The organism is Streptomyces sp. NBC_00028 (genome assembly GCF_045041065.1).
In the GTDB taxonomy this organism is placed as follows: Bacteria; Actinomycetota; Actinomycetes; order Streptomycetales; family Streptomycetaceae; genus Streptomyces.
In genome coordinates this window covers 9023030-9046670 of sequence record NZ_CP108293.1, presented here as the reverse complement: position 1 = coordinate 9046670, position 23641 = coordinate 9023030, and the positions used below count along the sequence as shown (strand labels likewise).

Annotated in this window: 20 protein-coding genes; 11 read left to right on the top strand and 9 right to left on the bottom strand. The window is 71.6% G+C overall.

Translation table 11 applies throughout. The features are described 5' to 3' along the window. Positions 1-7: 7 nt before the first annotated feature. From OG885_RS41025 to OG885_RS41015, 3 genes are read right to left on the bottom strand one after another with little or no spacing between them, the layout of a single operon-like run. Complete coding sequence (locus OG885_RS41025) at positions 8-517, bottom strand: SRPBCC family protein (protein WP_405741218.1); 510 nt, start codon at positions 515-517, stop codon at positions 8-10. Positions 518-522: 5 nt separating this feature from the next. After that, positions 523-855, bottom strand: coding sequence for an ArsR/SmtB family transcription factor (locus OG885_RS41020; protein WP_405741215.1), 333 nt, complete (start codon positions 853-855; stop codon positions 523-525). A 32-nt stretch (positions 856-887) separates the two neighbouring features. Then, the gene (locus OG885_RS41015) at positions 888-1718 is read right to left on the bottom strand and encodes an alpha/beta hydrolase (protein ID WP_405741212.1); all 831 of its coding nucleotides are present in this window, start codon (positions 1716-1718) and stop codon (positions 888-890) included. Between the two features lie 124 nt (positions 1719-1842). On the opposite strand from OG885_RS41015, the gene OG885_RS41010 reads away from it, so the two are divergent. The 3 genes from OG885_RS41010 (at position 1843) to OG885_RS41000 (ending at position 4717) form a co-directional block, all read left to right on the top strand. Further along, complete coding sequence (locus OG885_RS41010) at positions 1843-3348, top strand: MFS transporter (RefSeq protein WP_405741209.1); 1506 nt, start codon at positions 1843-1845, stop codon at positions 3346-3348. Between the two features lie 164 nt (positions 3349-3512). After that, complete coding sequence (locus tag OG885_RS41005; RefSeq protein WP_405741206.1) at positions 3513-4520, top strand: Ppx/GppA family phosphatase; 1008 nt, start codon at positions 3513-3515, stop codon at positions 4518-4520. A gap of 14 nt (positions 4521-4534) precedes the next feature. Next, a complete protein-coding gene (locus OG885_RS41000; RefSeq protein ID WP_405741205.1) occupies positions 4535-4717 on the top strand; it encodes a hypothetical protein in 183 nt (60 codons plus the stop codon). Positions 4718-4888: 171 nt separating this feature from the next. Here OG885_RS41000 and OG885_RS40995 read toward each other — a convergent pair whose 3' ends face one another. Next, positions 4889-5311 carry a protease inhibitor gene (locus OG885_RS40995; RefSeq protein ID WP_405741202.1) on the bottom strand — a complete coding sequence of 141 codons (423 nt, stop codon included), beginning with the start codon at positions 5309-5311 and terminating at the stop codon, positions 4889-4891. A 324-nt stretch (positions 5312-5635) separates the two neighbouring features. Here OG885_RS40995 and OG885_RS40990 point away from each other — a divergent pair, with 324 nt between their 5' ends. From OG885_RS40990 to OG885_RS40975, 4 genes are all read left to right on the top strand, one after another. After that, on the top strand, positions 5636-6187 hold the full coding sequence (locus tag OG885_RS40990; protein WP_405741199.1) for a hypothetical protein: 552 nt from the start codon (positions 5636-5638) through the stop codon (positions 6185-6187). 200 nt (positions 6188-6387) lie between these two features. Further along, positions 6388-7971, top strand: coding sequence for a purine-cytosine permease family protein (locus tag OG885_RS40985; RefSeq protein ID WP_405741196.1), 1584 nt, complete (start codon positions 6388-6390; stop codon positions 7969-7971). Between the two features lie 106 nt (positions 7972-8077). Beyond that, positions 8078-9247 (top strand): lactate 2-monooxygenase, encoded by a 1170-nt coding sequence (locus tag OG885_RS40980; RefSeq protein ID WP_405741193.1) that lies wholly within the window; start codon positions 8078-8080, stop codon positions 9245-9247. Next, positions 9244-10239, top strand: a complete 996-nt coding sequence (locus tag OG885_RS40975) for a 2-hydroxyacid dehydrogenase (RefSeq protein ID WP_405741190.1) — start codon at positions 9244-9246, stop codon at positions 10237-10239. The genes OG885_RS40980 and OG885_RS40975 overlap by 4 nt, the downstream gene beginning before the upstream one ends. Here the strand turns inward: OG885_RS40975 and OG885_RS40970 are convergent. The 3 genes from OG885_RS40970 to OG885_RS40960 form a co-directional block, all read right to left on the bottom strand. Next, positions 10214-11830, bottom strand: a complete 1617-nt coding sequence (locus OG885_RS40970) for an RICIN domain-containing protein (RefSeq protein ID WP_405741188.1) — start codon at positions 11828-11830, stop codon at positions 10214-10216. The genes OG885_RS40975 and OG885_RS40970 overlap by 26 nt on opposite strands. Positions 11831-12318: 488 nt before the next feature. Further along, positions 12319-12696 carry a hypothetical protein gene (locus tag OG885_RS40965; protein ID WP_007386606.1) on the bottom strand — a complete coding sequence of 126 codons (378 nt, stop codon included), beginning with the start codon at positions 12694-12696 and terminating at the stop codon, positions 12319-12321. A gap of 3 nt (positions 12697-12699) precedes the next feature. Then, on the bottom strand, positions 12700-12945 hold the full coding sequence (locus OG885_RS40960) for a hypothetical protein (protein ID WP_399966694.1): 246 nt from the start codon (positions 12943-12945) through the stop codon (positions 12700-12702). 137 nt (positions 12946-13082) lie between these two features. Here OG885_RS40960 and OG885_RS40955 point away from each other — a divergent pair, with 137 nt between their 5' ends. The 3 genes from OG885_RS40955 (at position 13083) to sigJ (ending at position 15357) form a co-directional block, all read left to right on the top strand. Beyond that, positions 13083-13586, top strand: coding sequence for a methylated-DNA--[protein]-cysteine S-methyltransferase (locus tag OG885_RS40955; protein ID WP_405741184.1), 504 nt, complete (start codon positions 13083-13085; stop codon positions 13584-13586). Between the two features lie 13 nt (positions 13587-13599). Then, the gene (locus OG885_RS40950; RefSeq protein ID WP_405741182.1) at positions 13600-14322 is read left to right on the top strand and encodes a 2OG-Fe(II) oxygenase; all 723 of its coding nucleotides are present in this window, start codon (positions 13600-13602) and stop codon (positions 14320-14322) included. Between the two features lie 111 nt (positions 14323-14433). After that, positions 14434-15357 carry an RNA polymerase sigma factor SigJ gene (sigJ, locus tag OG885_RS40945; protein ID WP_405741179.1) on the top strand — a complete coding sequence of 308 codons (924 nt, stop codon included), beginning with the start codon at positions 14434-14436 and terminating at the stop codon, positions 15355-15357. A 107-nt stretch (positions 15358-15464) separates the two neighbouring features. On the opposite strand, the gene OG885_RS40940 is transcribed toward sigJ, so the two are convergent. Next, the gene (locus OG885_RS40940; RefSeq protein ID WP_405741176.1) at positions 15465-17708 is read right to left on the bottom strand and encodes a glycoside hydrolase family 9 protein; all 2244 of its coding nucleotides are present in this window, start codon (positions 17706-17708) and stop codon (positions 15465-15467) included. A 154-nt stretch (positions 17709-17862) separates the two neighbouring features. Further along, complete coding sequence (locus tag OG885_RS40935; protein ID WP_405741173.1) at positions 17863-20958, bottom strand: glycoside hydrolase family 2 TIM barrel-domain containing protein; 3096 nt, start codon at positions 20956-20958, stop codon at positions 17863-17865. Positions 20959-21244: 286 nt separating this feature from the next. Here OG885_RS40935 and OG885_RS40930 point away from each other — a divergent pair, with 286 nt between their 5' ends. Further along, positions 21245-23626 carry a SpoIIE family protein phosphatase gene (locus tag OG885_RS40930; protein WP_405741170.1) on the top strand — a complete coding sequence of 794 codons (2382 nt, stop codon included), beginning with the start codon at positions 21245-21247 and terminating at the stop codon, positions 23624-23626. The last annotated feature ends 15 nt before the right edge of the window (positions 23627-23641 follow it).

Sequence of the window (23641 nt, the reverse complement as noted above, 5' to 3'; positions counted from 1 at the left end):
CGCGGGTTCAGTCGAGGCCCGGGACGGGGGCGCCGGAGGGAACACCGGCGGCGAGATAGCCGTCGTAGAACTCCTTCCAGGGCACCTGGCTCCCGGATGAGCCGTCGGCATGTCGTTCCAGGGCGGCCAGGCAGACCTCCCAGCTGGCGCCGTTGCGGGCGGCGGTGTTCGCCTCGCTGAGCACGTTGGTGAGTGTGAAGCGGGTGCTCTTGTCGCCCAACTCCTCCAGGTCGAAGCGCAGTTCGTCGTCGCCCCACGCGAAGGAGAGGTGGTGGGGCGCGTCGACGGCGAGGACCCGGCCCGTGGATTCCGGCATGTTGGGGTCGCCGCTGAACCTCACCTCGCCGCCGGGGCGCAGGTCGATCTCGGCGCGGGACGGGAACCAGTGGGCGAGTTCGTCGACGTCGGTCACGAACTGCCAGACGCGGTCGATCGGATGGTCGTAGGTGCGGCTGAAGCGGACGGCGGGGCGGCCGTCGTCCAGGGTCAGACAGGTGCCGGTGAGGTCTGCGGACATGGGGATCAGTCCTTCGAGAGGGGCGGTTCCTCAGCGTCGTCCAGGCGCCGGCCCAGGGCGTCCAGGCTGTCGTTCCACAGCCTGCGGTAGGGGGCCAGCCAGGCGTCGAGGGCGGCGATCGGGGCCGGTTCGAGGGCGTAGACGCGGCGTTGCGCGTCCTGTCTGACCCGGACCAGACCGGCGTCTTTGAGCACTCTCAGATGCTTGGAGGTGCTCGGCTGGCTCAGGCCGCATGCCTCCACGATCTCCCCGACGGGCCTCGACCGCTCCAGGAGCAGCGCGACGATGGCCCGCCGGTGGGGATCGGCGAGGGCGGTCCAGAGCGCGGCGTCGGACATGCCTCCAATATGCCTCTGCGGTTATATACCGGTCAAGGCATACGAGGCTCCGGTGGTCGGTCATCCGCGTACACCCAGGTCGCCAGCGCCCGCAGCGCTGCCGCGAACCGGCCGGGCCGGCGCAGGAACTCCATGTGGATGCCGGGGAACTCGACCCAGGACGCGCCGGTCCGCCGGGCGATCTCGACGGAGGGGCGGGCGTAGTAGGTGTCGCGGTCTTCCGCGCCGGCGCCCAGGACGATCGGGAACGGGGCCGACTTCAGCGCGCCCTCGTCGGGCCGGAAGCCGGCGAAGGCCGCCCACTCGGTGCCGAAGAGATGGGCCTGATTGCCCAGGAACCGTCGCCACAGGTCGTCCGGCCAGCGATACGTCCCCTCGCCGCGGACAGTCTCGGCGAACCGGCGCCCCGCGGCCGGGGCGCCGCCGCGCGCGTACCGGTCGGCCACGTCGGCGAAGAAGCCGCGCGCAGGGTCGTCGGCGGGCAGGACGTTCACGGCGGGCGGTTCGTGGGCGATCAGGCCCGCCAGGGACGCGGGATGCAGCGCGGCCAGCGTCAGCCCGATGATCGCGCCCCCGCTGTTGCCGAAGACCAGCGCCCGGCCGCCCGCGAGACCCGCGACGAGGGCGTGGGCGTCGGCCGCCTGCTCGGCGAGGTCCGTCGGCGCCCCGGAACGGCCGGTGCTACGGGAGTTGCCGCGCCGGTCGTAGGTGATCACGGTGAACGCGTCGGCGAGGTCCGCGGCGACCTCCGTGTAGTAGCCGGCGTCGCCGCCCGCGCCGCTGATCATCAGCAGCGGTGGACCGCTCCCTCGTAGCTCGTAGTACAGCTCCGCACCCTCGACCCCGAACGTGCCGCTGATCACACTCGACCTCCCTCCCCAGCGAAACGTTGCCGTTTCGCTGGAAGTGCTCTAGCCTCGATGTGTACGAAACAGTTTCGTTTACGGCTTTGTAAATTCCGAACGACTTCCCTGGAGTGGTTCCGCCATGTCCCAGAAGACCCTGACCGACAGCGCCCAGGCGGGCGCGGTCGAGGCGTCGCCCGAGGCTGCCTCCACCAAGCGGTGGTGGATCCTCGGCGTCATCGCCCTCGCGCAGCTGATGGTGGTCCTGGACGCCACCATCGTGAACATCGCCCTTCCCTCGGCCCAGGCCGACCTCGGGTTCTCCGACGGCAACCGGCAGTGGATCGTCACCGCCTACGCCCTGGCCTTCGCCTCCCTCCTGCTGCTGGGCGGCCGGATCGCCGACCTCTTCGGCCGCAAGACGGCCTTCCTGATCGGTGTCGTCGGCTTCGCCGCGGTCTCCGCGCTCGGCGGCGCCGCGACCAACTTCGAGATGCTGGTCACCGCCCGTGCTCTCCAGGGTGCCTTCGGCGCACTCCTCGCGCCCGCCGCGCTCTCGCTTCTCAACACGACGTTCACCGACGCCAAGGAGCGCGCCAAGGCCTTCAGCGTCTACGGCGCCATCGCCGGCGCCGGCGGTGCGGTGGGTCTGCTGCTCGGCGGCGTCCTGACCGACGCACTCGACTGGCGCTGGACCCTCTACGTCAACGTCGTCATCGCCGTGGTCGCCTTCGCCGGCGGCTGGATGCTGCTGCACAACCATCGTGACGCCGGAAACTCCAAGCTGGACGTGCCGGGCACGGTCCTGGTCGCCGCCGGTCTGTTCTCCCTGGTCTACGGCTTCTCCAACGCCGAGACCCACGACTGGGACTCGCCCGCCACCTGGGGCTTCCTGATCGTCGGCGGTGTGCTGCTCGTGGCCTTCGCCTGGTGGCAGACCAAGGCCGCGCACCCGCTGCTGCCGCTGCGCATCCTGCTCGACCGCAACCGCGCCGCCTCCTTCCTCGCCGTACTGATCTCCGGCGGCGGCATGTTCGGTGTGTTCCTCTTCCTCACCTACTACCTCCAGCTCAACCTGGGCTTCAGCCCGACGAAGACCGGTGTCGCGTTCCTGCCGATGGTCGCCGCGCTGATGGTGGGCGCCCAGCTCGGCACGACCAAGCTGGTGCCACGGATGGGCCCGAAGGCCGTCATCCCGCTGGGCTTCGGCATCGCCGCCGTCGGTATGGCCTGGCTGACCGGCATCGGGGTCGCCTCGTCCTACACGAGCGCCGTGCTGCCGCAGCTGATCGTGGTCGGTTTCGGCCTCGGTCTGGTCATGCCGCCCGCGATGCAGCTGGCCACGGCGGGGGTCGCGGCCGAGGACGCCGGTGTCGCCTCCGCCACGGTCAACGCCATGCAGCAGGTGGGCGGTTCGATCGGTACGGCGCTGCTGAACACCCTGGCCGCGAGCGCCGCGACCGACTACCTGGCAGGCAAGGACCCGAGCAACAAGCTCGTGCAGGCCCAGGCCACCATCGAGAGCTACACCACCGCCTTCTGGTGGTCGGCGGGCCTCTTCGCCGCCGGCACGCTGATCGCCTTCCTGCTCTACCGCCGCGGGGTGCCGGAGCAGGACCCGGACGCCGCACCCGTCGTCCACATGTAGTTCCCCCCAGGACCGAGGGGCCGCCGTCATCAGGGAGACGGCGGCCCCTCTGCGCTGCCCGTGCCGCCGGTACGCGTACATCGGCGGGCCGATTCCTGGCCGGTTGCCGCGCATCACACCCGGCCGCGGTGACGGAGGGCCCCGAAGCGGGTACTCACCGGTCCATGCGAATGAGCGTGGTGGATGTGGGGTCGAACACGGTCCGGCTGGTGGTCGCGGACGCCGAGGGCGGGGTTCCGCTGCCGGTGCACACCGCGAAGTGGCGGCTACGCCTGTCGGAACAGGTCAAGCCGGGCGGCCCGGTGCCGGCGGAGGCGGTCGACAGACTCGTCACCGCCGTGGCCGAGGCGGACCGGACGGCGACCGAGTGGGGTTCCGCGCCGCCGCTGGCCTTCGCCACGGCGGTGGTGCGCAGTGCGCCCAACCGCCGGGCGGTGCTGCGTGCGGTACGGACCCGCACGGGGGTCGAACTGTGCACGATGCCGGGCGAGCTGGAGGCGGAGCTCACCTTCCTGGGGGCGCGGCGCTGGATGGGGTGGCGGTCGGGGCCGCTGGCCCTGCTGGACATCGGTGGCGGTTCCCTCGAAGTGGCCTTCGGGCGGGGACGGTTACCGGATTTCGTGGCCTCGCTGCCACTGGGCGCGGGCCGGCTCACCCATGAGTTCCTCTCCGGCGAGGATCCGCCCTCCCCGGAACTGCTGCGGGCGTTGCGGCGCCGGGTCCGGCATCAACTGCGGGACGTGGCGGCCCGGATCCGCTGGGAGGGACCGCACACGGCGGTGGTCACCTCCCGTACGTTCCAGCAGCTGGGCCGGTTGTGCGGGGCACCGCCGGGACGGCACGGGCCGTTCGTGGAGCGGCAGTTGCACCGCTCGGACCTGAAGGCCGCGATCACCCGCCTCTCCGCCCTGCCCACCGCCGAACGCGCCCGGCTCCCCGGCATCTCGGCGCCCCGCGCCGCACAGAGCCTGGCCGGCGCGGTGGTCGCGCACACGGCACTGAAGCTCACCGGCATCAGGACCGTCGGCATCTGCCCGTGGGCGATCCGCGAGGGCGTCCTGCTGCGCCATATCGAGGACGGCCCCTCCTGGTGGGCGGGTGTCAGCCGCCGCGCCGAGGAACCCGGGGACCAGGACCTCGTGCCGCTGCGCATCGCGGCGGCGACGAACTGAGAAAGGACACCGTGATGACCCACGACAAGAAGCCTCCCGAGACCGCGGTGGAGGAAGTCCTGCGGGAGTTCGAGGAGACGGTACGCCGCACCCACGACTCCGAGGCCCAGCGCCGGCGCCGGGGCGAGGCGGGCGAGGCCATCACCCCGAACGTGCGGGCCCAGGAGGAGTCGGAGGGCGACGGGCAGGCTCCATGAGCCCGTGAACACACATTACGAAGGCCGGCCGGGCGGCCCCACTCCGCCCGACCGGCCCTCGGTGCGAGATCGCACCGGTCCCCGTGACGGCGCCCGCGCTCCCCAGCCACGGGCGGCCGTCCGGTTCCACGGGGACCGTGCGACCTCGGTCCTCAGGGGGTGAAGAGACTGTCAGAAGCTGAAGAGACTCGACCCGAGGGAGCTCTTCACGCACTCGTTGGCGAAAGTGCGCTCATAGGAGACACGTCGGCCCTGCCAGACACCGTCGACGGTGACGACCACGGGGTCGTACTCCTTGGTGCACATCACGTCGTCACGGGCCTCCAGCGCGTCGAAGTCCCCGCCCACGCCGCGCAGTTCGGCACAGGCGAGGGCAGCCGCCGGGTGGGTGCCGGACGGCGTCGGGGCGCAGGAGAGGGTGACCGCGCGGGCCGGCGTGACGGTGGCGGCGCTGTCGCCGTGGCCCGTGGTGAGGACCAGGGCCGAGGGGGCGTAGAGCGAGTCCGTGGCGGCGAGCGCGGTCCCGGTGAGGGGGCCGCAGACGGCGGTGGCCGTGAGAGCGAGGGTCGCCGCCCAGCGCGCGGTGTTCCGCATGATGAGCATCCTTCCGCTGAGACGAGGGTGGTGCCGCACCCGGCACGATCGGCGTCGGGGCGGCGAGCGCGAGTCTGCCGAGTCGGCGGCCGGAACACACATCGACCCCACGTGATTCAGTAACCTTGCGTGTTGAATCAGTGGCGCGAAGTCACGGAATTCGAACACCGGAGCCCAGTAACCACGCGGTTCTTGATCGTCCCGCCCGACCGAATGGCCGGTTCACACCGGCTCCGCAATCGGCCTGAAACATTCCGGTTGAGCTCTCGGCTGACCCCTCTCCGCCCCCTTGCGTTCATGCTCCGGCGGAGTAATCGTCATTACATGATTACGACAGAGCAGCAGGAGAAACTGCGCGGCTGGTTCGCCGGGCGGCTGCCGGACGACCTCTTCGAAGAACTGGCCGAGCTGACGGTCGACCGCGAGGAGATCACCGTCATCGGCCGCATCCCCGCGCCGCGGCTCGCCGAGGGCGCCCCGGCCACCGAGCGGGAGGCGGCCGTGCGCAGCCGCGTCCAGGAGTTCCGCGAGCGCACCCGCGACACCCGGATCGAAGTGGCCCGCGAGGCCGAGCACCGGTTCCGCCGCAAGGTGTCCTGGGGCGTGGAGTGCGCCGGGGAACGCGCCCTGTTCACGCATGTGGCCGCGCCCGTGATGACCCGGCTGCGCCAGCCCGAGCGCCAGGTCCTGGACACGCTCATCGCGGGCGGGGTCGCGCGCAGCCGCAGCGACGCGCTCGCCTGGTGCGTCCGCCTCGTCCAGCGGCACACCGACGACTGGCTCACCGAACTGCGCGACTCCCTCGAACACGTCCAGCGGGTACGGGCACAGGGGCCCGACGCCGAGCCGGAGGAGGCGCCCACGGACACCGAGTGATGGAGGGTTCGTACATTCGTGACGCGAGGAATGGATGAAACTTCCTCTGGTGCGGCCCTTGACCCCGGCCTTACCGTCGGCAGACCCCCGAGAGGACGGCCCCTCTCCCGCCGCACACCCCAGCGACGGCGCCCGGCCCTCCCCCGCCCCTCCCCGCGCCACGACGCGCTCCACCGCCGATCCCCCTCGCTGGAGCCCCCTTGTCCCCGCAGCCCGACCCCTCGTCCGCGCCGTCCCTGACCGAGGTCGAGACCCACGGTGTCGACCGCATCCCCGACGCGGACCGCACCGCCACGCCACTGGACCTGTTCCGGCTCGCCTTCGGTGGCGCCAACACCTTCTCCACCTGTGTGCTGGGCGCCTTCCCGATCCTGTTCGGGCTCTCCTTCTGGCAGGGCCTGGCGGCCACCCTCCTCGGTGTGGTCGCGGGTGCGCTGATCCTGTGTCCGATGGCGGTGTTCGGGCCGGTCAACGGCACCAACAACGCCGTCTCCTCGTCCGCCCACCTCGGTGTGCACGGCCGGGTGGTCGGCTCGTTCCTCTCCCTGCTGACGGCGATCGCGTTCTTCTCCATCTCGGTGTGGAGCTCCGGCGACGCCCTGGTCGGCGGCGCCCACCGGCTGTTCGGGCTGCCGCGCGGCGATCTGAGCTACGTCGTGGCGTACGCGCTGTTCGCCTGTCTGGTCCTCGCGGTGTGCGTGTACGGCTTCCGGTTCATGCTGTTCGTCAACAAGGTCGCGGTGACTTCGGCGAGCGTGCTGTTCGTGGTCGGTGCGATCGCCTTCGCCGGGGACTTCGACCCGTCGTACGCGGGCGTCTTCACGGACTCGGCGGACGCGGCGACGCAGTCCCTGTTCTGGCCGTCCTTCATCGGCGCCGCGCTGATCGTGCTGTCGAACCCGGTGTCGTTCGGCGCGTTCCTCGGCGACTGGTCGCGCTACATCCCGGCGAGCACCCCGCGCCGTCGGGTGGTCGGCGCGGCGTTCCTGTCGCAGATCGCCACGCTGCTGCCGTTCCTGTTCGGCCTGGGCACCGCCAGCATCATCGCGACCAAGGCCCCGGACTACGTCGACCCCGCGGCCCCCGACTTCGTGGGCGGACTGCTCGCCATCTCGCCGAGCTGGTTCTTCCTGCCGGTGTGTCTGCTGGCCCTGATCGGCGGCATGTCGACGGGCACGACCGCCCTGTACGGCACCGGCCTCGACTTCTCCTCGGTGTTCCCGCGGCTGTCCCGGGTACAGGCGACCCTGCTGGTCGGTGTCGCGTCGATCGCGTTCATCTTCATCGGACGGTTCGGCCTGAACCTCGTCCAGTCGATCTCGACGTTCGCCACGATGATCATCACCTGCACCACGCCGTGGATGGTCGTGATGATCCTGGGCTTCTGGACCCGACGCGGCTGGTACGACCCGGACGCCCTCCAGGTCTTCAACCGCCGCCAGCGCGGCGGCCGTTACTGGTTCGCGCACGGCTGGAACTGGCGCGGCATGACCGCCTGGTGGGTCTCCGCGCTGCTGGGTGTGCTGTTCACCAACATCCCGGGCCAGTTCGTCGGCCCGCTGGGTGATCTGGCCAACGGCATCGACATCAGCCTGCCGCTGTCGCTGGTGGTCTCCGCGGTGCTGTTCCTGACCCTGCTGCGGGTCTTCCCCGAGCCCCGCGCGGTGTACGGGCCCGAGGGCGCGCGGCTGGCGCGGACCGTCGACGTACCGGTGCCGGCCATCACCGGACCGGGCGCGGTGCCCGGCGAGCCGGAGCCCGTGGCGGCGGCGAACGGCGGCTGACCCCGGCCTGTTGAACGGCCGCCGACCCCGGTGTTCTGACCGGCCCTTACTCGCCAGTATCGTCGGAGCGCAACGCGTTCTCAGCGACGAGAGGCGGGACCCGCGGATGGCCAGGCACTGGGCGGACTTCCAGTACGAGATCTATCTCAACGGGATGTCGGGGGCCGTGCCGCGGCTCCCGACCGATCTGACCCGCCTGGAGGAGCTCACCGAGCAGCGGCTCGGGCCGGGGCCGGTCGGTTATGTGGCGGGCAGCGCGGGTGACGGCAGTACGGCCCGGGCCAACCGGGCGGCGCTGGAGCGCCGGCGGATCGTGCCGCGCATGCTGCGGGACGTGCACGAGCGGGACCTCGCCGTCGAGGTCCTCGGCCGCTCGCTGCCCGCCCCGCTGGCCCTGGCACCGGTCGGCGTGCTGTCGATCATGCACCCGGACGCCGAGTGCGCCGCCGCCCGGGCCGCCGCCGCGCAGGGCGTCCCGTACATCCTGTCCTCCGCCTCCAGCACGCCGATGGAGCAGGTCGCCGAGGCGATGGGGGACGCCGAGCGCTGGTTCCAGCTGTACTGGCCCAAGGACCCGGAGGTCGCCAGGAGCTTCCTGGGCCGCGCGAGGGCGGCCGGGTTCACCGTCCTCGTCGTCACACTCGACACTCCCCTCCTGGCCTGGCGGCCCCGTGACCTGGACCAGGCGTATCTGCCGTTCCTGCACGGGGTCGGCACCGCCAACTACTTCTCCGACCCGGCGTTCCAGGCGGCCCTGGCCAAGCCGGTGCACGAGGACCCGAACGCGGCGGTGCTGCACTTCGTCGGCATGTTCGCCGACCCCGCCAAGACCTGGCCGGACCTGGCGTTCCTGCGGGAGAACTGGGACGGCCCGATCGTGCTGAAGGGCATCCAGCACCCGGACGACGCCCGACTGGCCGCCGACGCGGGGATGGACGGCGTCGTCGTCTCCAATCACGGCGGCCGGCAGGTCGCCGGGGCGATCGGCGCGGCCGACGCACTGCCCCTGGTCGCCGAGGCGGTCGGCGACCGGCTCACCGTCCTGTTCGACAGCGGCGTCCGCACCGGCGACGACGTCTTCAAGGCGCTCGCGCTCGGCGCGCGGGCGGTGCTCGTCGGACGGCCGTACGTCTACGGCCTCGGCCTCGACGGACAGGCCGGCGTCGAGCACGTGATCCGCTGTCTGCTCGCCGAACTCGACCTCACCCTCGCCCTGTCAGGCCACGCCTCCCCCGCCACCGTGGGCCCCGCCGACCTCACCGAGGACCCCGTATGACCGCGTCGAAGAACGTACTCGCCGTCATCGCCCCGCACGTCGGCGGGCGCGGCGCCGGAGCCGGGCTCGCCACGCTCTTCCCCGACGACGCCGAGGTCACCGTGGTCGAGCGCGCCGACGAGGACCCGACGGCCCTCTGCACGGCCCACGTCGTCATCACGGCGCTGGCCCCCCTCACCGCCGAACACCTCGCCGCCGCACCCGAGTTGGAGCTGGTGCAGTGCGCGAGTCACGGCTTCGACCACGTCGACGTCGAGGCCGCGCGCGACCTCGGGGTGCCCGTGTGCACCATCGGCTCCACCGGCGCCGAGGCGCAGAACGTGGCCGAGCAGACCTTCGCCCTGATGCTGGCGCTGGCCAAGCGGGTGGTCCCGGCCCACACCGCGCTCGTCGAGGCCGACTGGGCGCTCCCCCGCCTCCAACGGTCCCTGACCGAACTGTCGGGCAAGACGCTGGGCATCGTCGGACTGGGCCGGATCGGACGTGAAGTCGCCCGGCGCGCCGTCGCGTTCGACATGACCGTCCTCTACGCCGGACGGCGCCGGGTGGCGCAGGAGACGGAGGCACGGTCGGGCGGGGCCCGCCATGTGCCGCTCGACGAACTGCTGCGCACCAGCGACTACGTCTCCCTGCACACGCCCCTGACCGAGGAGACGCGCCACCTCCTCGACGCGGCCCGGCTCGCGCTGCTCAAGCCGACCGCGTTCGTCGTCAACACCGCGCGGGGCGCCCTGATCGACCAGGACGCCCTCGCCGACGCCCTGCACAAGGGCGCCCTCGCCGGGGCGGGCATCGACGTCTTCGACCCCGAACCGCCCACCCCGGCCCTGCGGTTGCTACGCGCCCCGGGCGTGGTGCTGTCGCCGCACGTCGGGGGCGTCACCCGCGAGACGCTGGTGCGGATCGCCCTGGCCGCCGTGCGGAACGTGACGGGCTATCTGGCGGGCGACCCGCCCCGGGACGTGGTCAACGGGGCGCCCCCCGCTCGGTGAGGTCGACGGCCCGCACGGACGGGGCGTCCGAGTCGGGCACCGACAGCGCGCCGGCGCTGGGCGAGACGGCGTCCGTCACCCAGCGCTGCTGGTCGGAACCGTCCCGCACCTTGACCACGATGTCGGAGTCCGGCTCCCCGCTGGTGGAGGTGACGGCGAGCTGGTCGTCCCAGCGGGTGAGCAACTCGCCCTGCACGGTGATGTCGTAGCGCACGTCGGCGGACCGCTTGCTCTTCTCGTCCGCGCAGCTGCCGAGGATGACCACACCGGCGTCGGCCCGTGAGTCGAGGCACAGGTCGGGGTCCGCGGCGCTGCGCAGCAGCCCGTCCTCCTCGTCGTAGGTCCACTTCTGGGTGTCGTCGTCCGAGCAGGCCTCCAGTTCGGTCCCGGCGCCCTTCTTCACCTCGCCGCGGATGTCGAGGCAGAGGTCGGCGCCGACGTTGCGCAGCCTGGACCGGCTGGGCGCGAGGGGCAGTTGGGCGGTGCCCGGCGGGGAGGCGGAGACGCCGTCCGGAGCCGACTCACTGCCGGTGGCGCTGGTGGAGGCGGCCGGGTCGGCACCGCCGTCGTCCGACCAGAGGCTCGCGGCGAGCACACTGGCGATCAGGCCCACCGAGGCGAGGCCCACTCCGGTGAGCAGTACCCGGGAGGGTCGGGGGCCCTCGGGGGGACGGCGGCCGGGAGACGGGATGCGGGACAGCAACCGTCGGCGTCCGCCGCCGTGCCGGGCGCCGCCCTGGGCGCGCGGGCCCTGCCGGTCGTTCCCGCGCCGGGTATCGAGGTAGCGGCGGGCTCCCCAGCCGAGCACGGACTCGGCGAGCAGCACACCCAACCCGCCCTCGAAATGGCTGAGTTGTTCGGCGGCGAAACGGCAGTAGCGGCACTCGTCCAGATGCTGCTGGACATCCGGCAACAGGGCTCCGCCGCGCCGAATGGGGACGTCGAGGAGTCGGTTGTAGAACCGGCAATCCTTGGTCGGCGCGAGTTCCCGATGGGCATGTACACAACCCTCGCGGAATTTGTCACGCGCCTGTTCGAGAGCGGCCGACGCGGCGTCGGTATCCATGCCGAGCAGACCGGCGGGGACGGCAATCGGCTCGGCCTCGACCTCGGTGTGCCACAGCAGACAGCGGGCGAGTCCGGGCAGGGCGAGGAATGAACGCTCGGCGAGTTTGCGGTTTTCCGGCGTCATGGACTTCGCCGCCCGCATACCGCGACCGCCGGCGGGTTTCGCGAGGTCGGGGAGAACGCCGGATATTCGGTCCTCGGCCGACCACTCCCGGACGGTGTCCCGCGCGCGCACGAGCAGCCGGGGGCGCAGCGCGGTGGCGGGTTCGCCGAGCGCGAGGCGGTCGAGGACTTGGTGGAAGGCGGCGGCGGTGACCATCGAGGCCACCTCCGACCGGGAGGCGAGGCAGATCACGGCGTACTCGTGGACCGGCTGCCAGTGACGCGCCATCAACAGCGCGGCCGACTGGGCCGCCTCGCCGTCCGGACGGCCTCTGAGACCGGCACCGAGGTCGTCGTCGGATTCCCCCGGAACGCCGCCGGGGGGCGGGTACGGCGGACGAGGGGGGTGGGGGGTGGGCACTGAGCGGGTTCCTTCCCACACGCAGGTGACTCTGGGCTTCAACTCGCCGAAAAGGAGCGGGGACGTGTGCGTCCTCTTTGGCGCTGCGCGAGGAGCGTGAAATTCACCGACGGCTCGTCCGGCCCGGTTCCCCACGGGACGAATGAAGCCCGGACTTTACCCCCCGCACGGGTGGTTCACCCTTGCACAAGGGAGTCATGGCCAACAAGGCACTTGGGCAACATCAGCATCATTGAAAGAAAGTCAGAAACACGGTCGGCGCAGCTCTCCCCATCCTGCTTTCGGTATTCCACACGCCCCGTGTGAAACACGCGCACGCGCCGGAGCACCGCGCACGCTCCCGGCGCGCACCACCGCGTAGTGCACTGGTACCGGCCCCTCGGAGGCCACGCGCAGGACGGCGGCTCTCCCGCGCGAAACCGGCCGCCGACCCCGATCCTCCCGCCCTCGGTCGGCGGCCCCGAGGGCGGGTCGGGACCGGCCGGGTCTCAGATCTGCCAGGAGCGCAGTCGGTCGGCGGCGCCGTAGACGTCGGTCTTGCCGGAGATCAGGTCGCGGGCGAGGTCGACGAGGGCGCCGTAGGGCGGGTCGATGCCGACGCCGCTGACGAACATGTAGGCCACGGCCGTCGCGCAGGCGAAACGGGCGTTGGCCGAGGGCAGCGGCTTGAGCAGGGCGAGGGTGTGCAGCAGGGCGGCGGCCCGCCAGGCCGGGTCGGAGTCCACTCCGAGGCGGGGCGGGTCGACGCGGTGGCGGGCGACGGCGGCCACCAGCGCGGAGAAGTCGTTGATGGTGGGCTGGTCCGGCAGGACCTCTTCGTGACGCTGGAGCAGCCAGGGCACGTCGATGTGGACCACGGAGGCCATCGGTCAGACGACCCGCTCTTCGCGCCGGACGCCGGGTTCGTCGTCGGGGAAGGCCGCCGCGAACTCGTCGGCGTGGGCGGCGAAGAAGCGCCGGAAGGCCTCCGCGCCTTCCTGGAGGGCGCGATGCCGCGCGATGTCGGCGGCGGCGGCCTCCCGGACGAGGGCCTTCATCGACGTACCGCGCTCCTTGGCGATCTGCCGCAGGTCCTCTAGCTCACGATCACTGAACTCGACGTTGAGAGCTGGCATGCCCTTACGGTACCGCTGAGGTACTCGACCGTAAATACCACCAGGTCAGAGCTGTCCACCACGGGTACCGCGGCCCGCTCAGCGTGATGTCCGATTCCCGCCGGTGACGGGCCGCCCGGCGCAGCAGACTCGTAGCCATGACGACCTGCATGACGACTTACACCACCATCGAGAGCCCGCTCGGCGAACTGCTGCTCGTGGGCCGGGAAGGGATGCTCGCCTCGCTGTCGATGCCGGGACAGCGCACCGCCCCCGCCGTCCGCGCCGACCGGCGCCGCGACGACGCGGCCTTCACCGAGGCCGCCGCTCAGCTCGCCGCGTACTTCGCGGGCCGGCTCACCCGGTTCGAGCTGCCGTTCGCCGCCGCCGGCACGGAGTTCCAGCAACGCGTCTGGCAGGCGGTGGACGCCGTCCCGTACGGCACCACGACCACGTACGGCGCACTCGCCGCGCGACTCGGTGTGGCGCGGGCCGACACCCCGGCCGTCGGCGCGGCCCTCGCCGCCAACCCCCTGCTGATCGTGCGGCCCTGCCATCGGGTGATCGGCGCCGACGGTTCGATGCGCGGGTACGCGGGCGGAGTGGAGCGCAAGGTACGGCTGCTCACGCACGAGGGCGCGCTTCAGCCGACGCTCGTCTGACGGGAGGCACCTCATGACCCTCACCCTCAAGCAGGCCCACCGCCGCGTCACCGGCACGGACTGGAACGCCCTCGCCGCGGAGCTGGACGAGCACGGCAGCGCGCCCACGGGGCAGTTGCTGACGCCCGCCGAGTGCCGTGACCTGGCGGCGTTGTACGAGAAGCCCGAGCTGTTCCGCACGACCGTCGACCTGGCCCGGCACCGTTTCGGCTCGGGCGAGTACCGCTACTTCACCCACGACCTGCCCGCCCCGGTGGCCGCCCTGCGCGCCGCGCTCTACCCGCGCCTCCTGCCGGTCGCCCGGGACTGGGCGGCCCGCCTCGGCCGCCCCGCGCCCTGGCCCGACTCCCTCACCGAGTGGCTGGAACGCTGCCACGCGGCCGGGCAGGACCGGTCGGCGCAGATCCTGTTGCGCTACGGGGCGGGCGACTGGAACGCCCTGCACCGGGACGTCTTCGGCGAGCTGGTCTTCCCGCTCCAGGTCGTGGTCGGGCTCGACGAGTACGGCACGGACTACACGGGCGGTGAGTTCCTGATGGTGGAGCAGCGGCCCAGGGCCCAGTCCCGGGGCACCTCGACCGTGCTGCGGCAGGGCCACGGCCTGGTCTTCACCACCCGCGACCACCCGGTGCGCACCCGCCGCGGCTGGTCCGCCGGTGCGATGCGGCACGGCGTGAGCACCGTCCGCTCGGGCCGGCGCCACGCCCTGGGCCTGGTCTTCCACGACGCGACCTAGCCATGCTGCGGATCCTCCCCGTGAGGCGCACGTCACATTTCCGCCCCCCGATGTCACGTTCCCGCCCCCGAGGACCCTCGCAGTTGTGAGCGCACACCGGGGAGGCCACGCATGACCGAGATCCGTGATCCGGAGACCGACGAGGCGACGGACGTCTTCGTCGACCACCGTGAGCTGCTGTTCGGCATCGTCTACAACATGCTGGGCAGCGTCGCGGACACCGAGGACGTGGTCCAGGAGACCTGGCTGTCCTGGACGGCCCGGGCCCGGGCCGACAACTCGTCGCTGGCCGGGATCGCCAACCCCCGCGCCTACCTGGTCCGTATCGCCGTGAACCACGCCCTCGCCCGCCGCGCCGCGATCAGCAGACGGCGCGAGACCTACGTCGGCCCCTGGCTGCCCGAGCCCCTGCTCACCGACGCGGCCGCCGAGGACACGGCGTTGCGCGGCGAGTCGGTCTCGATGGCGATGCTGGTGGTCCTTGAGTCCCTGACGCCGCTGGAGCGCGCGGTGTTCGTGCTCAACGAGGTGTTCGGATATCCGCACACCGAGATCGCGGACATCCTCGACCGCACCGCGGCGGCCGTACGGCAGGTCGCGCACCGGGCCCGGGAGCACGTCCACGCGCGCCGGCCGCTGTACGACGCGCATCCGAGGGTGCGGCAGGAGGCGACCGAGCGGTTCGTGGAGGCCGCGCTCGGTGGGGACATCGGCGCGCTGATGGAGATCCTCGCGCCCGACGTGACGATCTGGACGGACGCCGGCGGCAACCGCAGGACGGCGGGGCTGCGTCCGGTGCGCGGCCGGGACAAGGTGGTCCGCTTCATCGACGGGTTCCGCTCCCGCGGCGCCGCCCTCGACCTGGAGCTGCGCTACGAGCAGGCCAACGGGGACCCGTCGGCGGTGCTGTTCGAGGGGGACTCGCCCTACGCGGTGATGGTCATGGACCTCACGCCGGAGGGCGACCGCGTGTCCGACGTGTACATCGTCACCAACCCCGACAAGCTCACGCACGTCCGACGGGAAGACCGGTGAGCAGCGGGACGGTACATCGTGCCGACGCCGAGGGAGCTGGGGACCGGTACGAACCAGCCCTTCCAGCTCCGCTCGTCGCCGTACTTCCGTGCACCGCCGTTTTCCGCCTACGTCTGGTCCGCCACGAAGGAGGCCATCCGGCTCAGGGCGGAGTTCCAGTTGATGGTGTGCTCGTTGGTCGACCAGGACTGGATGTCGTCGATGTAGCAGAACTGGCCGACGCAGCCCTGGAGTTTGCTCTGTGCGTAGGGGTCCTGGATGCTCGAGTTCGGCCCGCCCGACAGGGTGCCCTTCGGCGGGTTCGGGAGGTTCGGGTCGAGCTGGTGGGCGTACCAACGGCTGTGCTGGTTGTGGGAGTTCACCTCGCCGTAGCCGGTGACGTACGACATGTTCAGGGCGTTGCGGCCGAAGAGGTAGTCGACGCTCTGCAGGGCGCCGTCCCGGTACTTCGTGGCGCCCGTGATGTCGTACGCGGTGGCGATGACGATGCCGTTGTGCAGGATCTGGTGGTTGGAGCCCCAGTCGTAGAGGTTGTCGGTGGGCGCGTACGGCATGCCGTACGGCTGTGACTTCAGCGTGGCGAGGTAGCGGTCGGCGCCCTTGACGACCGACTGGCGCACCTTGTCGCGGCCGGGCAGCTTGCTCGGCACGGTCGCGAGGTCCAGGCGGGCCGCGGCGCCCGTGCGGGCCCAGTCGTAGCCGAGCGGGCCGAAGATGTCGGCGGTGTGGACGGGCGAGTTGAGGACGTAGTCCGCGAACTGCTTCTCCCCCGTGGTGAGATACAGCTCCGCCGCCGCCCAGTAGAACTCGTCGGTGGCGTCGGTGTCCGGGTAGGCGCCGCCGCCGGTCCCGTCGTTGGGGTCGGCATGCAGGGCGGGGTGCGCGAGGGCCGCGGTCCAGGCCGTACGGGCGGCGGCCAGGGTCTTCGCCGCGAACGCCTTGTCGTAGGGCTTGTAGAGGCGGGCCGCCTGCGCCGCGGTGGCCGCGAGGTTCAGGGTCGCCTCGGTGGTCGCGGGGTGCAGTTCACGCTTCTGCGGGTCCTCGCTGGGCAGCAGCGGGAGGCCGGTCCACGCCTCGTCGTGGATCTTGTGGTGGGCCATGCCGGCCAGTGGCTGTCCGGCGGGCACCTGCATCTTCAGCAGGAACTCCAGCTCCCAGCGGCTCTCGTCGAGGATGTCCGGCACCTTGTTGCCGCTCTCCGGGATCGCGAGGGTGCCGTCGCCGAGCTTCGCGGGCCGGCCGGTGCGGGCGTGCAGGGCACGCTCGTAGGTGCTGAGCAGCTCCCAGGTGGAGATGCCGCCGTTGACGACGTACTTGCCGTGGTCGCCGGCGTCGTACCAGCCGCCGGTGACGTCGAGCTTGTAGTCGCAGACGCCCGGCTGGCAGGGCACGGCGGAGTCACCCTGGTTGGGGGTCACGTCGACATGACCGGCGGCGCGGCCGTAGCCGGGCCGGAGATCGTCGCGGATCGGGGTGCCGCTGCGCTGGGTGTAGTAGTACTTCAGGGCGTCCAGGCGCAGTTGCTCGTAGGCGCCGGTGCCGATGTCGAACGGGCGGCTGGTCTCCCCGTCGGCGACCAGCGTGTAGCCGGTGCCCGCTTTCTTGTACGCCCCGAAGTCGATCGAGTGGACGTTCTGCGCGGAGGACGCGTCGACGCCGCGCGGCGTGGTCGAACCCCGCGCCACCACGGTCCCGGAGGCGTTCTTCAGCTGCCAGGGCAGCCTCTCCGTCGCGTCCGTGACCAGCGTGGCGTTCTTCGGTCCCGACGGCAGATAGGCGACCTGGTTGACCCGCACCCGCGGCCCGGTGTCGGGCTCGTACACCTCCGGCGGCACCCCGCCGAGCAGGGACACGTCGTCCATGCAGAACTTCCAGGCGTCCGCGCTGCCGCCGAGCTGGAAGCCGACCTGCGCCTGGGTGGCGTCGACGGGTGAGGTGAAGGTGTAGGAGTAACTGTTGCCGGAGACACTGAGCTGCGGACTGACCTCGAAGTAGGTGTCGTACGGGGCCACTTGGAGCCCCACGATCGCGCGCACGACATGCCCGTCGGGCACACCGTCCGCCGTGAAGGCGAACTTGTACGACTCCCCCTTGACCAGGGTGACGTCGTTCTGGCCGACGGCGGCGTCCCAGCGGTTGGTGGTGCCGCCCGGCACGTCCGCGCACAGCCGCCCGTCGGACAGGCCCGCGGTGACGTTGCTGGTCGCCCACCAGGGGTCGGTGGTGGTGTCGAAGGTGCCGTTCTTCAGCTGCTCGACCTCGTCGGCCGCTGCCGGGGAGGTCGGCGCGGCGACAAGTACCGCACCCAGCAGGGCCGTCAGGGACAACAGGGTGGTACTGCGTCTTTTCACGTCCGGGGCTCCTAGGTGAGCTGCGGGCGGCGCTCATGATGGGAGCGCTCCCAAGTGGCGGTCGGTGCCATGCTTGTTGCAGGCATGACACCTCGTCAACGGTCCGGACGTGACTGATTGGTCCGATCCCGTCCGGACCGTACGCGAAGGCGGGTCAGGCGGCCGGCACCGCCAGCCTGCTGATCCTCACCGCGCCTCGGACTTCACCGGGATGGCCGCTGGTCAGAAGCAGCCGCAGCCGGGATCCGGCGAGCGCGTCGAAGGTGACGACGGTCGGCGCGTCGGACTCTCCCGCCCACTCCACAGCCGCGCCCTCCGCCTTCGCCCAGCGCTTTCCGTCCCACGCCTCCGCCTCGACGGCGGCGGGCAGGCTGTGGGCCGCGCTCAGGGTGAACGAGACCTCCACCCGGTCGAAGGTCCGCGTCCGCCCGAAGTCCACGGAGACCCAGTCCTCGGCCCTGGCCCCGTTGAACACCGGCAACAGCGCGGTGGCGGCCTTGCTGAAGGCGTTGGACCAGCCGGTCGCCGGATCGCCGTCGAGCATCGCTGCGGGCAGCGTGTCGGTGCGGCCGGAGTAACTGGCGTCCGCGTAGGGGTAGTTCGGCGGGACAGGGTGGTCGGGCCGGAAGTCGGCCGCAGGGGTGGCCGCGGCCGAGCGGGCGGGCTTGGCGTGCACGGTCGTGGTGTCCGCGCGCAGCCCCTCCGCCCGTGCGGTCACCTTCAGGCGCCCCGGCTCGGTGCCCGCGCGCACGACGGCGAGCGCCTTGCCGTGGAACGCGGTGCGGGTGGCGGCCTGATAGCGCTCGGCGCTCTCCTGACGGCCGTTGTCCAGCCCGGCGAGCGAGCCACCCTTCACCTCGAACGCGATCAGATCCTCGGCGTCGGGCACGACCACCCCCCGGGCGTCGACGATCTCCGCGGTGACGAACACCAGCGAACGCCCGTCCGCGGCCACCGACTTGCGGTCGGCGGTCAGCCGCACGGCGTGCGCCGCGCCGGCGGTGCGCAGCACATCGGTGGCGACGGTCTTCCCGCCCCGCCGGGCCACGGCCTTCAACTCACCAGGCCGGTAGGGGACCTGCCACGTCAGGTGCAGCTTGCCTGCGCTGCCGTTCGGGCTGGTGTAGCTGCCGGGGTAGGGGCCGTCGGTGAAGGTCTTGTCGTCGCCGGTCGCCTCGGTGGTCTCCAGGTAGCCGCGCCCGTCGACGGTCGTCTTCGTGTCGAACTTCCTTACGCCCAGGGACTTTCCGTCGAGGAACAGCTCGACGGTGTCGACGTTGGAGTACGCCCACACCTCGACCGTGTCGCCCTCCTCGTGGTTCCAGGTCATCGGCACCAGATGGACCATTGGTTCGTCGATCCACTGGCTCCGGAACAGGTGGTACATGTCCTTCGGGAAGCCGGCCGTGTCGACGGCGCCGAAGAAGGACGCCTTCACCGGGAAGACGTCGTACGGCGTGGGTTCGCCGATGTAGTCGATGCCGGACCACAGGAACTGGCCGGTGAACCACTTCCGGTCGCGGTCCTTCTTGTGGCCGTACTCGCCGCTCATGGTCCAGGAGGCGAGGTTGTTGTCGTAGGAGGAGACGGCCCGCTTGCCCGGGGTGTGGTTCTCGCCGGTGTTGAGGTGCTCCGGCTCCTGGTAGGCGCCCCTGGTCGAGGTCTCGGAGGACGACTCGGACTCGAAGAGGAACAGGTGCGGATAGCGGGCGTGCAGCGCGTCCACCGACTTGGCGGTGTTGTAGTTGAGGCCGAGTCCGTCCAGTTTGGCGAGGATCAGGTCGGCGGGGGTGCCGGGGACGGGCACGCTGCGGTGACGGTGGGAGCCGATGACGACGGGGCGGGTGTCGTCGTGGGTCTTGATGCCGGCGATGAGGCGGTCCGCGATGGTGAGGCCGGCGGTGGAGGTGAACTCGGAGATCTCGTTGCCGATCGACCACATGATGACGGCGGGTGAGTTCCGGGCGGCCAGCACCATCTCCGCGATGTCCCGGTCGGACCACTCGTCGAAGAACCGGCCGTAGTCGTAACGGGTCTTGGGGCTGCGCCAGCAGTCGAAGGCCTCCACCATCATGACGATGCCGAGCTCCTCGCAGACCCGGATCATCTCCGGCGAGGGCGGGTTGTGCGAGGTGCGGAAGGCGTTGACGCCCATCGACTTCATGATCGACATCTGGCGACGGATCGCGTCGACGCTGACGGCCGCGCCGAGCGCGCCGAGGTCGTGGTGCAGGTCGACGCCCTTCAACTTCGCGTGGTGGCCGTTGAGATGGAACCCCTCGTCCGGGTCGATGCGGACGGTGCGGATGCCGAACGGGGTGCGGTAGGTGTCGACGGTCCGTCCGCCGACGCGCAGTTCGGTCAGCAGGGTGTAACGGTGGGGGTCGGCGAAGTCCCACAACCTGGGTTCGGGGACGGTGAGTTCGTGGGTCTCGGTCGCCTCGTCGGTGAGGTCGACCGTGGTCGCCGTGCGGGTGACCGTCCAACCCCTGGCGTCCTTCACCGTCGAGCGGATCTCGACCTGGCTCGGGGTGCCGGACGCGTTCACCACGGAGGTCGCCACCCGGACGAGGGCCCGCTCCTCGGTGATGTCCGGGGTGGTGACGTGGGTGCCCCAGCGCTCCACGCGCACCGGCTCGGTGACGACGAGGCGGGCCTCGCGGTAGATGCCGCTGCCCGAGTACCAGCGGCTGCTGGGCAGCCGGTTCTGCACCTTGACCGCGATGACGTTCTCGGTGGTGCCGTCGGTGTGCAGCAGATCGGTGAGGTCGAAGGCGAAGCCGGTGTAGCCGTAGGGGTGGCGTCCGACCTCGGTGCCGTTGCAGTAGAGGTACGAGTCCATGTAGACGCCGTCGAACTCCACCGCGACGCGCTTGCCCGCGTAGCCGGGCGGCAGGGTGAAGGCGAGGCGGTACCAGCCGAGGCCGCCGGGGAAGAAGCCGGTGCCGCTGGTGGTGCCGTTCTGGGTGGTCGGGGCGAGCTCGATGCTCCAGTCGTGCGGCACGGCCACCTCGCGCCACGCCGAGTCGTCGTAGGCGGGGTCGGCGGCGCCGGCGTAGGCGCCGGTGGGGTCGGTGATACCGCCCGGGTTGACCAGGGCGAAGCGCCAGCCGTCGCGCAGGGCGACCGTGCTGCGGCCCGCGGTGCCGCCCACGGCCTCGGCGGCCAGGGCCGCCGGGGTGCCGAGCAGCGCTCCGGCCGTGGGGGCGGCGGCGGAGGCGATCAGAACAGATCTGCGAGTGACCGTCATGACGTGCGGCTCTCCCTCATCCGGCTCTTTCTCATCAGGGCCCAGAAGTACTCACAACTGATCGTGAACACACAGATTCTGACGTGATGCCACTCGGGACCGTCAAGGGTGCGGAACACCGCAGCTGCCTCAGCCGTCACATCGGCCGGATTTCCGCCTTGACCCCGTCCGGCAGCGGACCGCGCGGTACGCGGGGGGTTCCGGTCCGCGCACGAGCGTGACGCACTAGGCTGGAACTCAAGTGACGTGTCTGTTCACTGTGAGTGTGCGCAATGGAGTGGCCACGATGAGCCCGGACTATCCGTTCGACGATGCCGCGACGGCACGGGCTGTCATCGACGACCACGGCACGGTCGTCGAGTGGAACGCCGGCGCGGAGCGCCTGCTGGGCCGTCCGGCCGCCGAGGTCGTGGGGAGTCGGGCCGAGAACCTGCTGGTCAGCGATGGTCTCCGGGCAGCCTTCGCCCCGGCCGGTCCGCGCTGGGACGGCACGGTCACGCTCCGGCACCGCGACGGCGGCACGGTGTCCGTGTGGCTGCTCGCCCATCACCACCGCTCCGAGGACGGCGCCCCGGGACGGTGGCTCGTCGTGACCCCGCTGGAGGACGGCGAGCCGCGCTCCGGCGACGACCCGCTCGCCACGGCGGCGCTCGTGCAGTCGCCGTGCGCTGTCGCGGTCTACGACGAGCGGCTGCGGCTGAGCCGGCTCAACGACGCCATGGCCGACGTGATCGGACTGCCCGAGGCACGCATCCGGGGCCTCAGGCTGTCGGAGATCGGCGGCAAACCGCAGAGCGCGGAGCTGGAGGCGCATCTGCTGCGGGTGCTCACCTCGGGCCGGCCGGAGGACGTCCAGACGTACATGCGCACCGGCGGCGAGACGCTGGCGCACGCCTGGCTGGCCAGAATGGCCCCGGTCACCGACCGCGAGGGCCGGGTGCGGGGCGTGTGTCTGGCGGCGCACGACTTCACCGAGAACTACCTGGCCCGTGAGCGGCTGCAACTGGTCAACGAGGCGAGCGTGCGCATCGGTTCCACGCTCGACGTCACCCGGACGGCACAGGAACTCGCGGACGTCTGTGTGCCCGCGCTCGCCGACTTCGTCAGCGTCGACCTGCTGGACCCGCAGGAGAACGGCGACCCTCCCCCGTCCCTCACCACACCGATCGGGCTGCGCCGGGCCGCGCACCAGTCGGTCAACCCGGGCACCCCGGAGGCCGTGGCCAAGCCGGGACAGGTCGAGGTCTACCCGGCCTCCTCGCCCCAGGCCGACTCACTGGTCGCGGGCCGGACCATCGTCGCCACCGTGGCCTCCGGACAGCTGGACGAGTGGCTGACCTGGAACCAGGCGCGGGGCGAGGCCGTCCGGCAGTTCGGCATCCACTCCACGATGTCGGTGCCGATCCAGGCCCGCGGGCTGACCCTCGGGGTCGCGGTGCTGACCCGGTTCAGGCGGCCCGATCCGTTCACGCCGGACGACGTGCTGCTGGCCGAGGAGGTGACGGCCCGCGCGGCCGTCTGCATCGACAACGCCCGCCGCTTCTCCCGCGAGCGAGAGACCGCGCTCGCGCTCCAGCGCAGCCTGCTGCCCCGCTCGCTGCCGCACACCGCGGCCGTGCTGGCGACCTCCCGGTATCTGCCCGCGGCCCGGGCCGGGGTGGGCGGCGACTGGTTCGACGTGATCCCGCTGTCCGGGATGCGGGTCGCGATGGTCGTCGGGGACGTCGTCGGTCACGGCATCCAGGCCTCGGCCACCATGGGCCGGCTGCGCACCGCCGTACGCACCCTCGCCGACATCGACCTGGCCCCCGACGAGCTCCTCACCCACCTCGACGACCTCGTGGTCCGGCTGTCCGCCGAGGCCGGCGCCGACGGCAGCCCGGGCGAGGTCGGGGCGACCTGTGTGTACGCGGTGTACGACCCGGTGTCGCGACGCTGCACACTGGCCCGGGCCGGACACCCCGCGCCGATGCTGATCCCGCCGGGCGGCGCGCCCGAGCAGGTCGACCTGCCGTCGGGGCCGCCGCTGGGCGTGGGCGGACTGCCCTTCGAGTCGGCCGAACTGGACCTGCGCGAGGGTTCGGTCCTGGCGTTCTACACGGACGGCCTGGTGGAGTCCGCGGAACGCGACACGGACGCGGGCAACCGACTGCTGGGCGAGGCGTTGGCGGCCTTCTCCGACTCCCTCGACGAGACCTGCGACCGGGTCCTCAACACCCTGCTGCCGCCCGGCGGCTCCACCGACGACGTGGCCCTGCTGCTGGCCCGCACCCGGGGCCTGCCCGCCTCCCAGGTCGCGACCTGGCACATCCCCGCCGATCCCTCCCTCGTCGCCCCCATCCGCAAGCAGGTCGTCGAGCAGCTGGGCACCTGGGGTCTGTCGGAGGCGTCGTTCACCGCGGAACTGGTGGTGAGCGAGCTGGTCACCAACGCCATCCGGTACGGCGCGCACCCCATCCGGCTACGGCTGATCCACGACGCGACCACGCTCATCTGCGAGGTCTCCGACACCAGCCACACCGCCCCGCATCTGCGCCGCGCCAAGACCTGGGACGAGGGCGGCCGCGGTCTCCTCCTGGTCGCCCAGCTCACCCAGCGCTGGGGCAGCCGGCACACGGCCGACGGCAAGACGATCTGGGCGGAGATCACCCTGCTCGACGAGGAGTGAGCCGCCAGGGCCTGT

What these genes read in the sequence shown, in the direction of transcription:
- OG885_RS41025 (WP_405741218.1), bottom strand. Translation starts at nt 517, where the DNA reads ATGTCCGCAGACCTCACCGGCACCTGTCTGACCCTGGACGACGGCCGC.
- OG885_RS41020 (WP_405741215.1), bottom strand. Translation starts at nt 855, where the DNA reads ATGTCCGACGCCGCGCTCTGGACCGCCCTCGCCGATCCCCACCGGCGG.
- OG885_RS41010 (WP_405741209.1), top strand. Translation starts at nt 1,843, where the DNA reads ATGTCCCAGAAGACCCTGACCGACAGCGCCCAGGCGGGCGCGGTCGAG.
- OG885_RS41005 (WP_405741206.1), top strand. Translation starts at nt 3,513, where the DNA reads ATGCGAATGAGCGTGGTGGATGTGGGGTCGAACACGGTCCGGCTGGTG.
- OG885_RS41000 (WP_405741205.1), top strand. Translation starts at nt 4,535, where the DNA reads ATGACCCACGACAAGAAGCCTCCCGAGACCGCGGTGGAGGAAGTCCTG.
- OG885_RS40995 (WP_405741202.1), bottom strand. Translation starts at nt 5,311, where the DNA reads ATGCGGAACACCGCGCGCTGGGCGGCGACCCTCGCTCTCACGGCCACC.
- OG885_RS40990 (WP_405741199.1), top strand. Translation starts at nt 5,636, where the DNA reads ATGATTACGACAGAGCAGCAGGAGAAACTGCGCGGCTGGTTCGCCGGG.
- OG885_RS40980 (WP_405741193.1), top strand. Translation starts at nt 8,078, where the DNA reads ATGGCCAGGCACTGGGCGGACTTCCAGTACGAGATCTATCTCAACGGG.
- OG885_RS40975 (WP_405741190.1), top strand. Translation starts at nt 9,244, where the DNA reads ATGACCGCGTCGAAGAACGTACTCGCCGTCATCGCCCCGCACGTCGGC.
- OG885_RS40965 (WP_007386606.1), bottom strand. Translation starts at nt 12,696, where the DNA reads ATGGCCTCCGTGGTCCACATCGACGTGCCCTGGCTGCTCCAGCGTCAC.
- OG885_RS40960 (WP_399966694.1), bottom strand. Translation starts at nt 12,945, where the DNA reads ATGCCAGCTCTCAACGTCGAGTTCAGTGATCGTGAGCTAGAGGACCTG.
- OG885_RS40955 (WP_405741184.1), top strand. Translation starts at nt 13,083, where the DNA reads ATGACGACCTGCATGACGACTTACACCACCATCGAGAGCCCGCTCGGC.
- OG885_RS40950 (WP_405741182.1), top strand. Translation starts at nt 13,600, where the DNA reads ATGACCCTCACCCTCAAGCAGGCCCACCGCCGCGTCACCGGCACGGAC.
- sigJ (WP_405741179.1), top strand. Translation starts at nt 14,434, where the DNA reads ATGACCGAGATCCGTGATCCGGAGACCGACGAGGCGACGGACGTCTTC.
- OG885_RS40935 (WP_405741173.1), bottom strand. Translation starts at nt 20,958, where the DNA reads ATGACGGTCACTCGCAGATCTGTTCTGATCGCCTCCGCCGCCGCCCCC.
- OG885_RS40930 (WP_405741170.1), top strand. Translation starts at nt 21,245, where the DNA reads ATGAGCCCGGACTATCCGTTCGACGATGCCGCGACGGCACGGGCTGTC.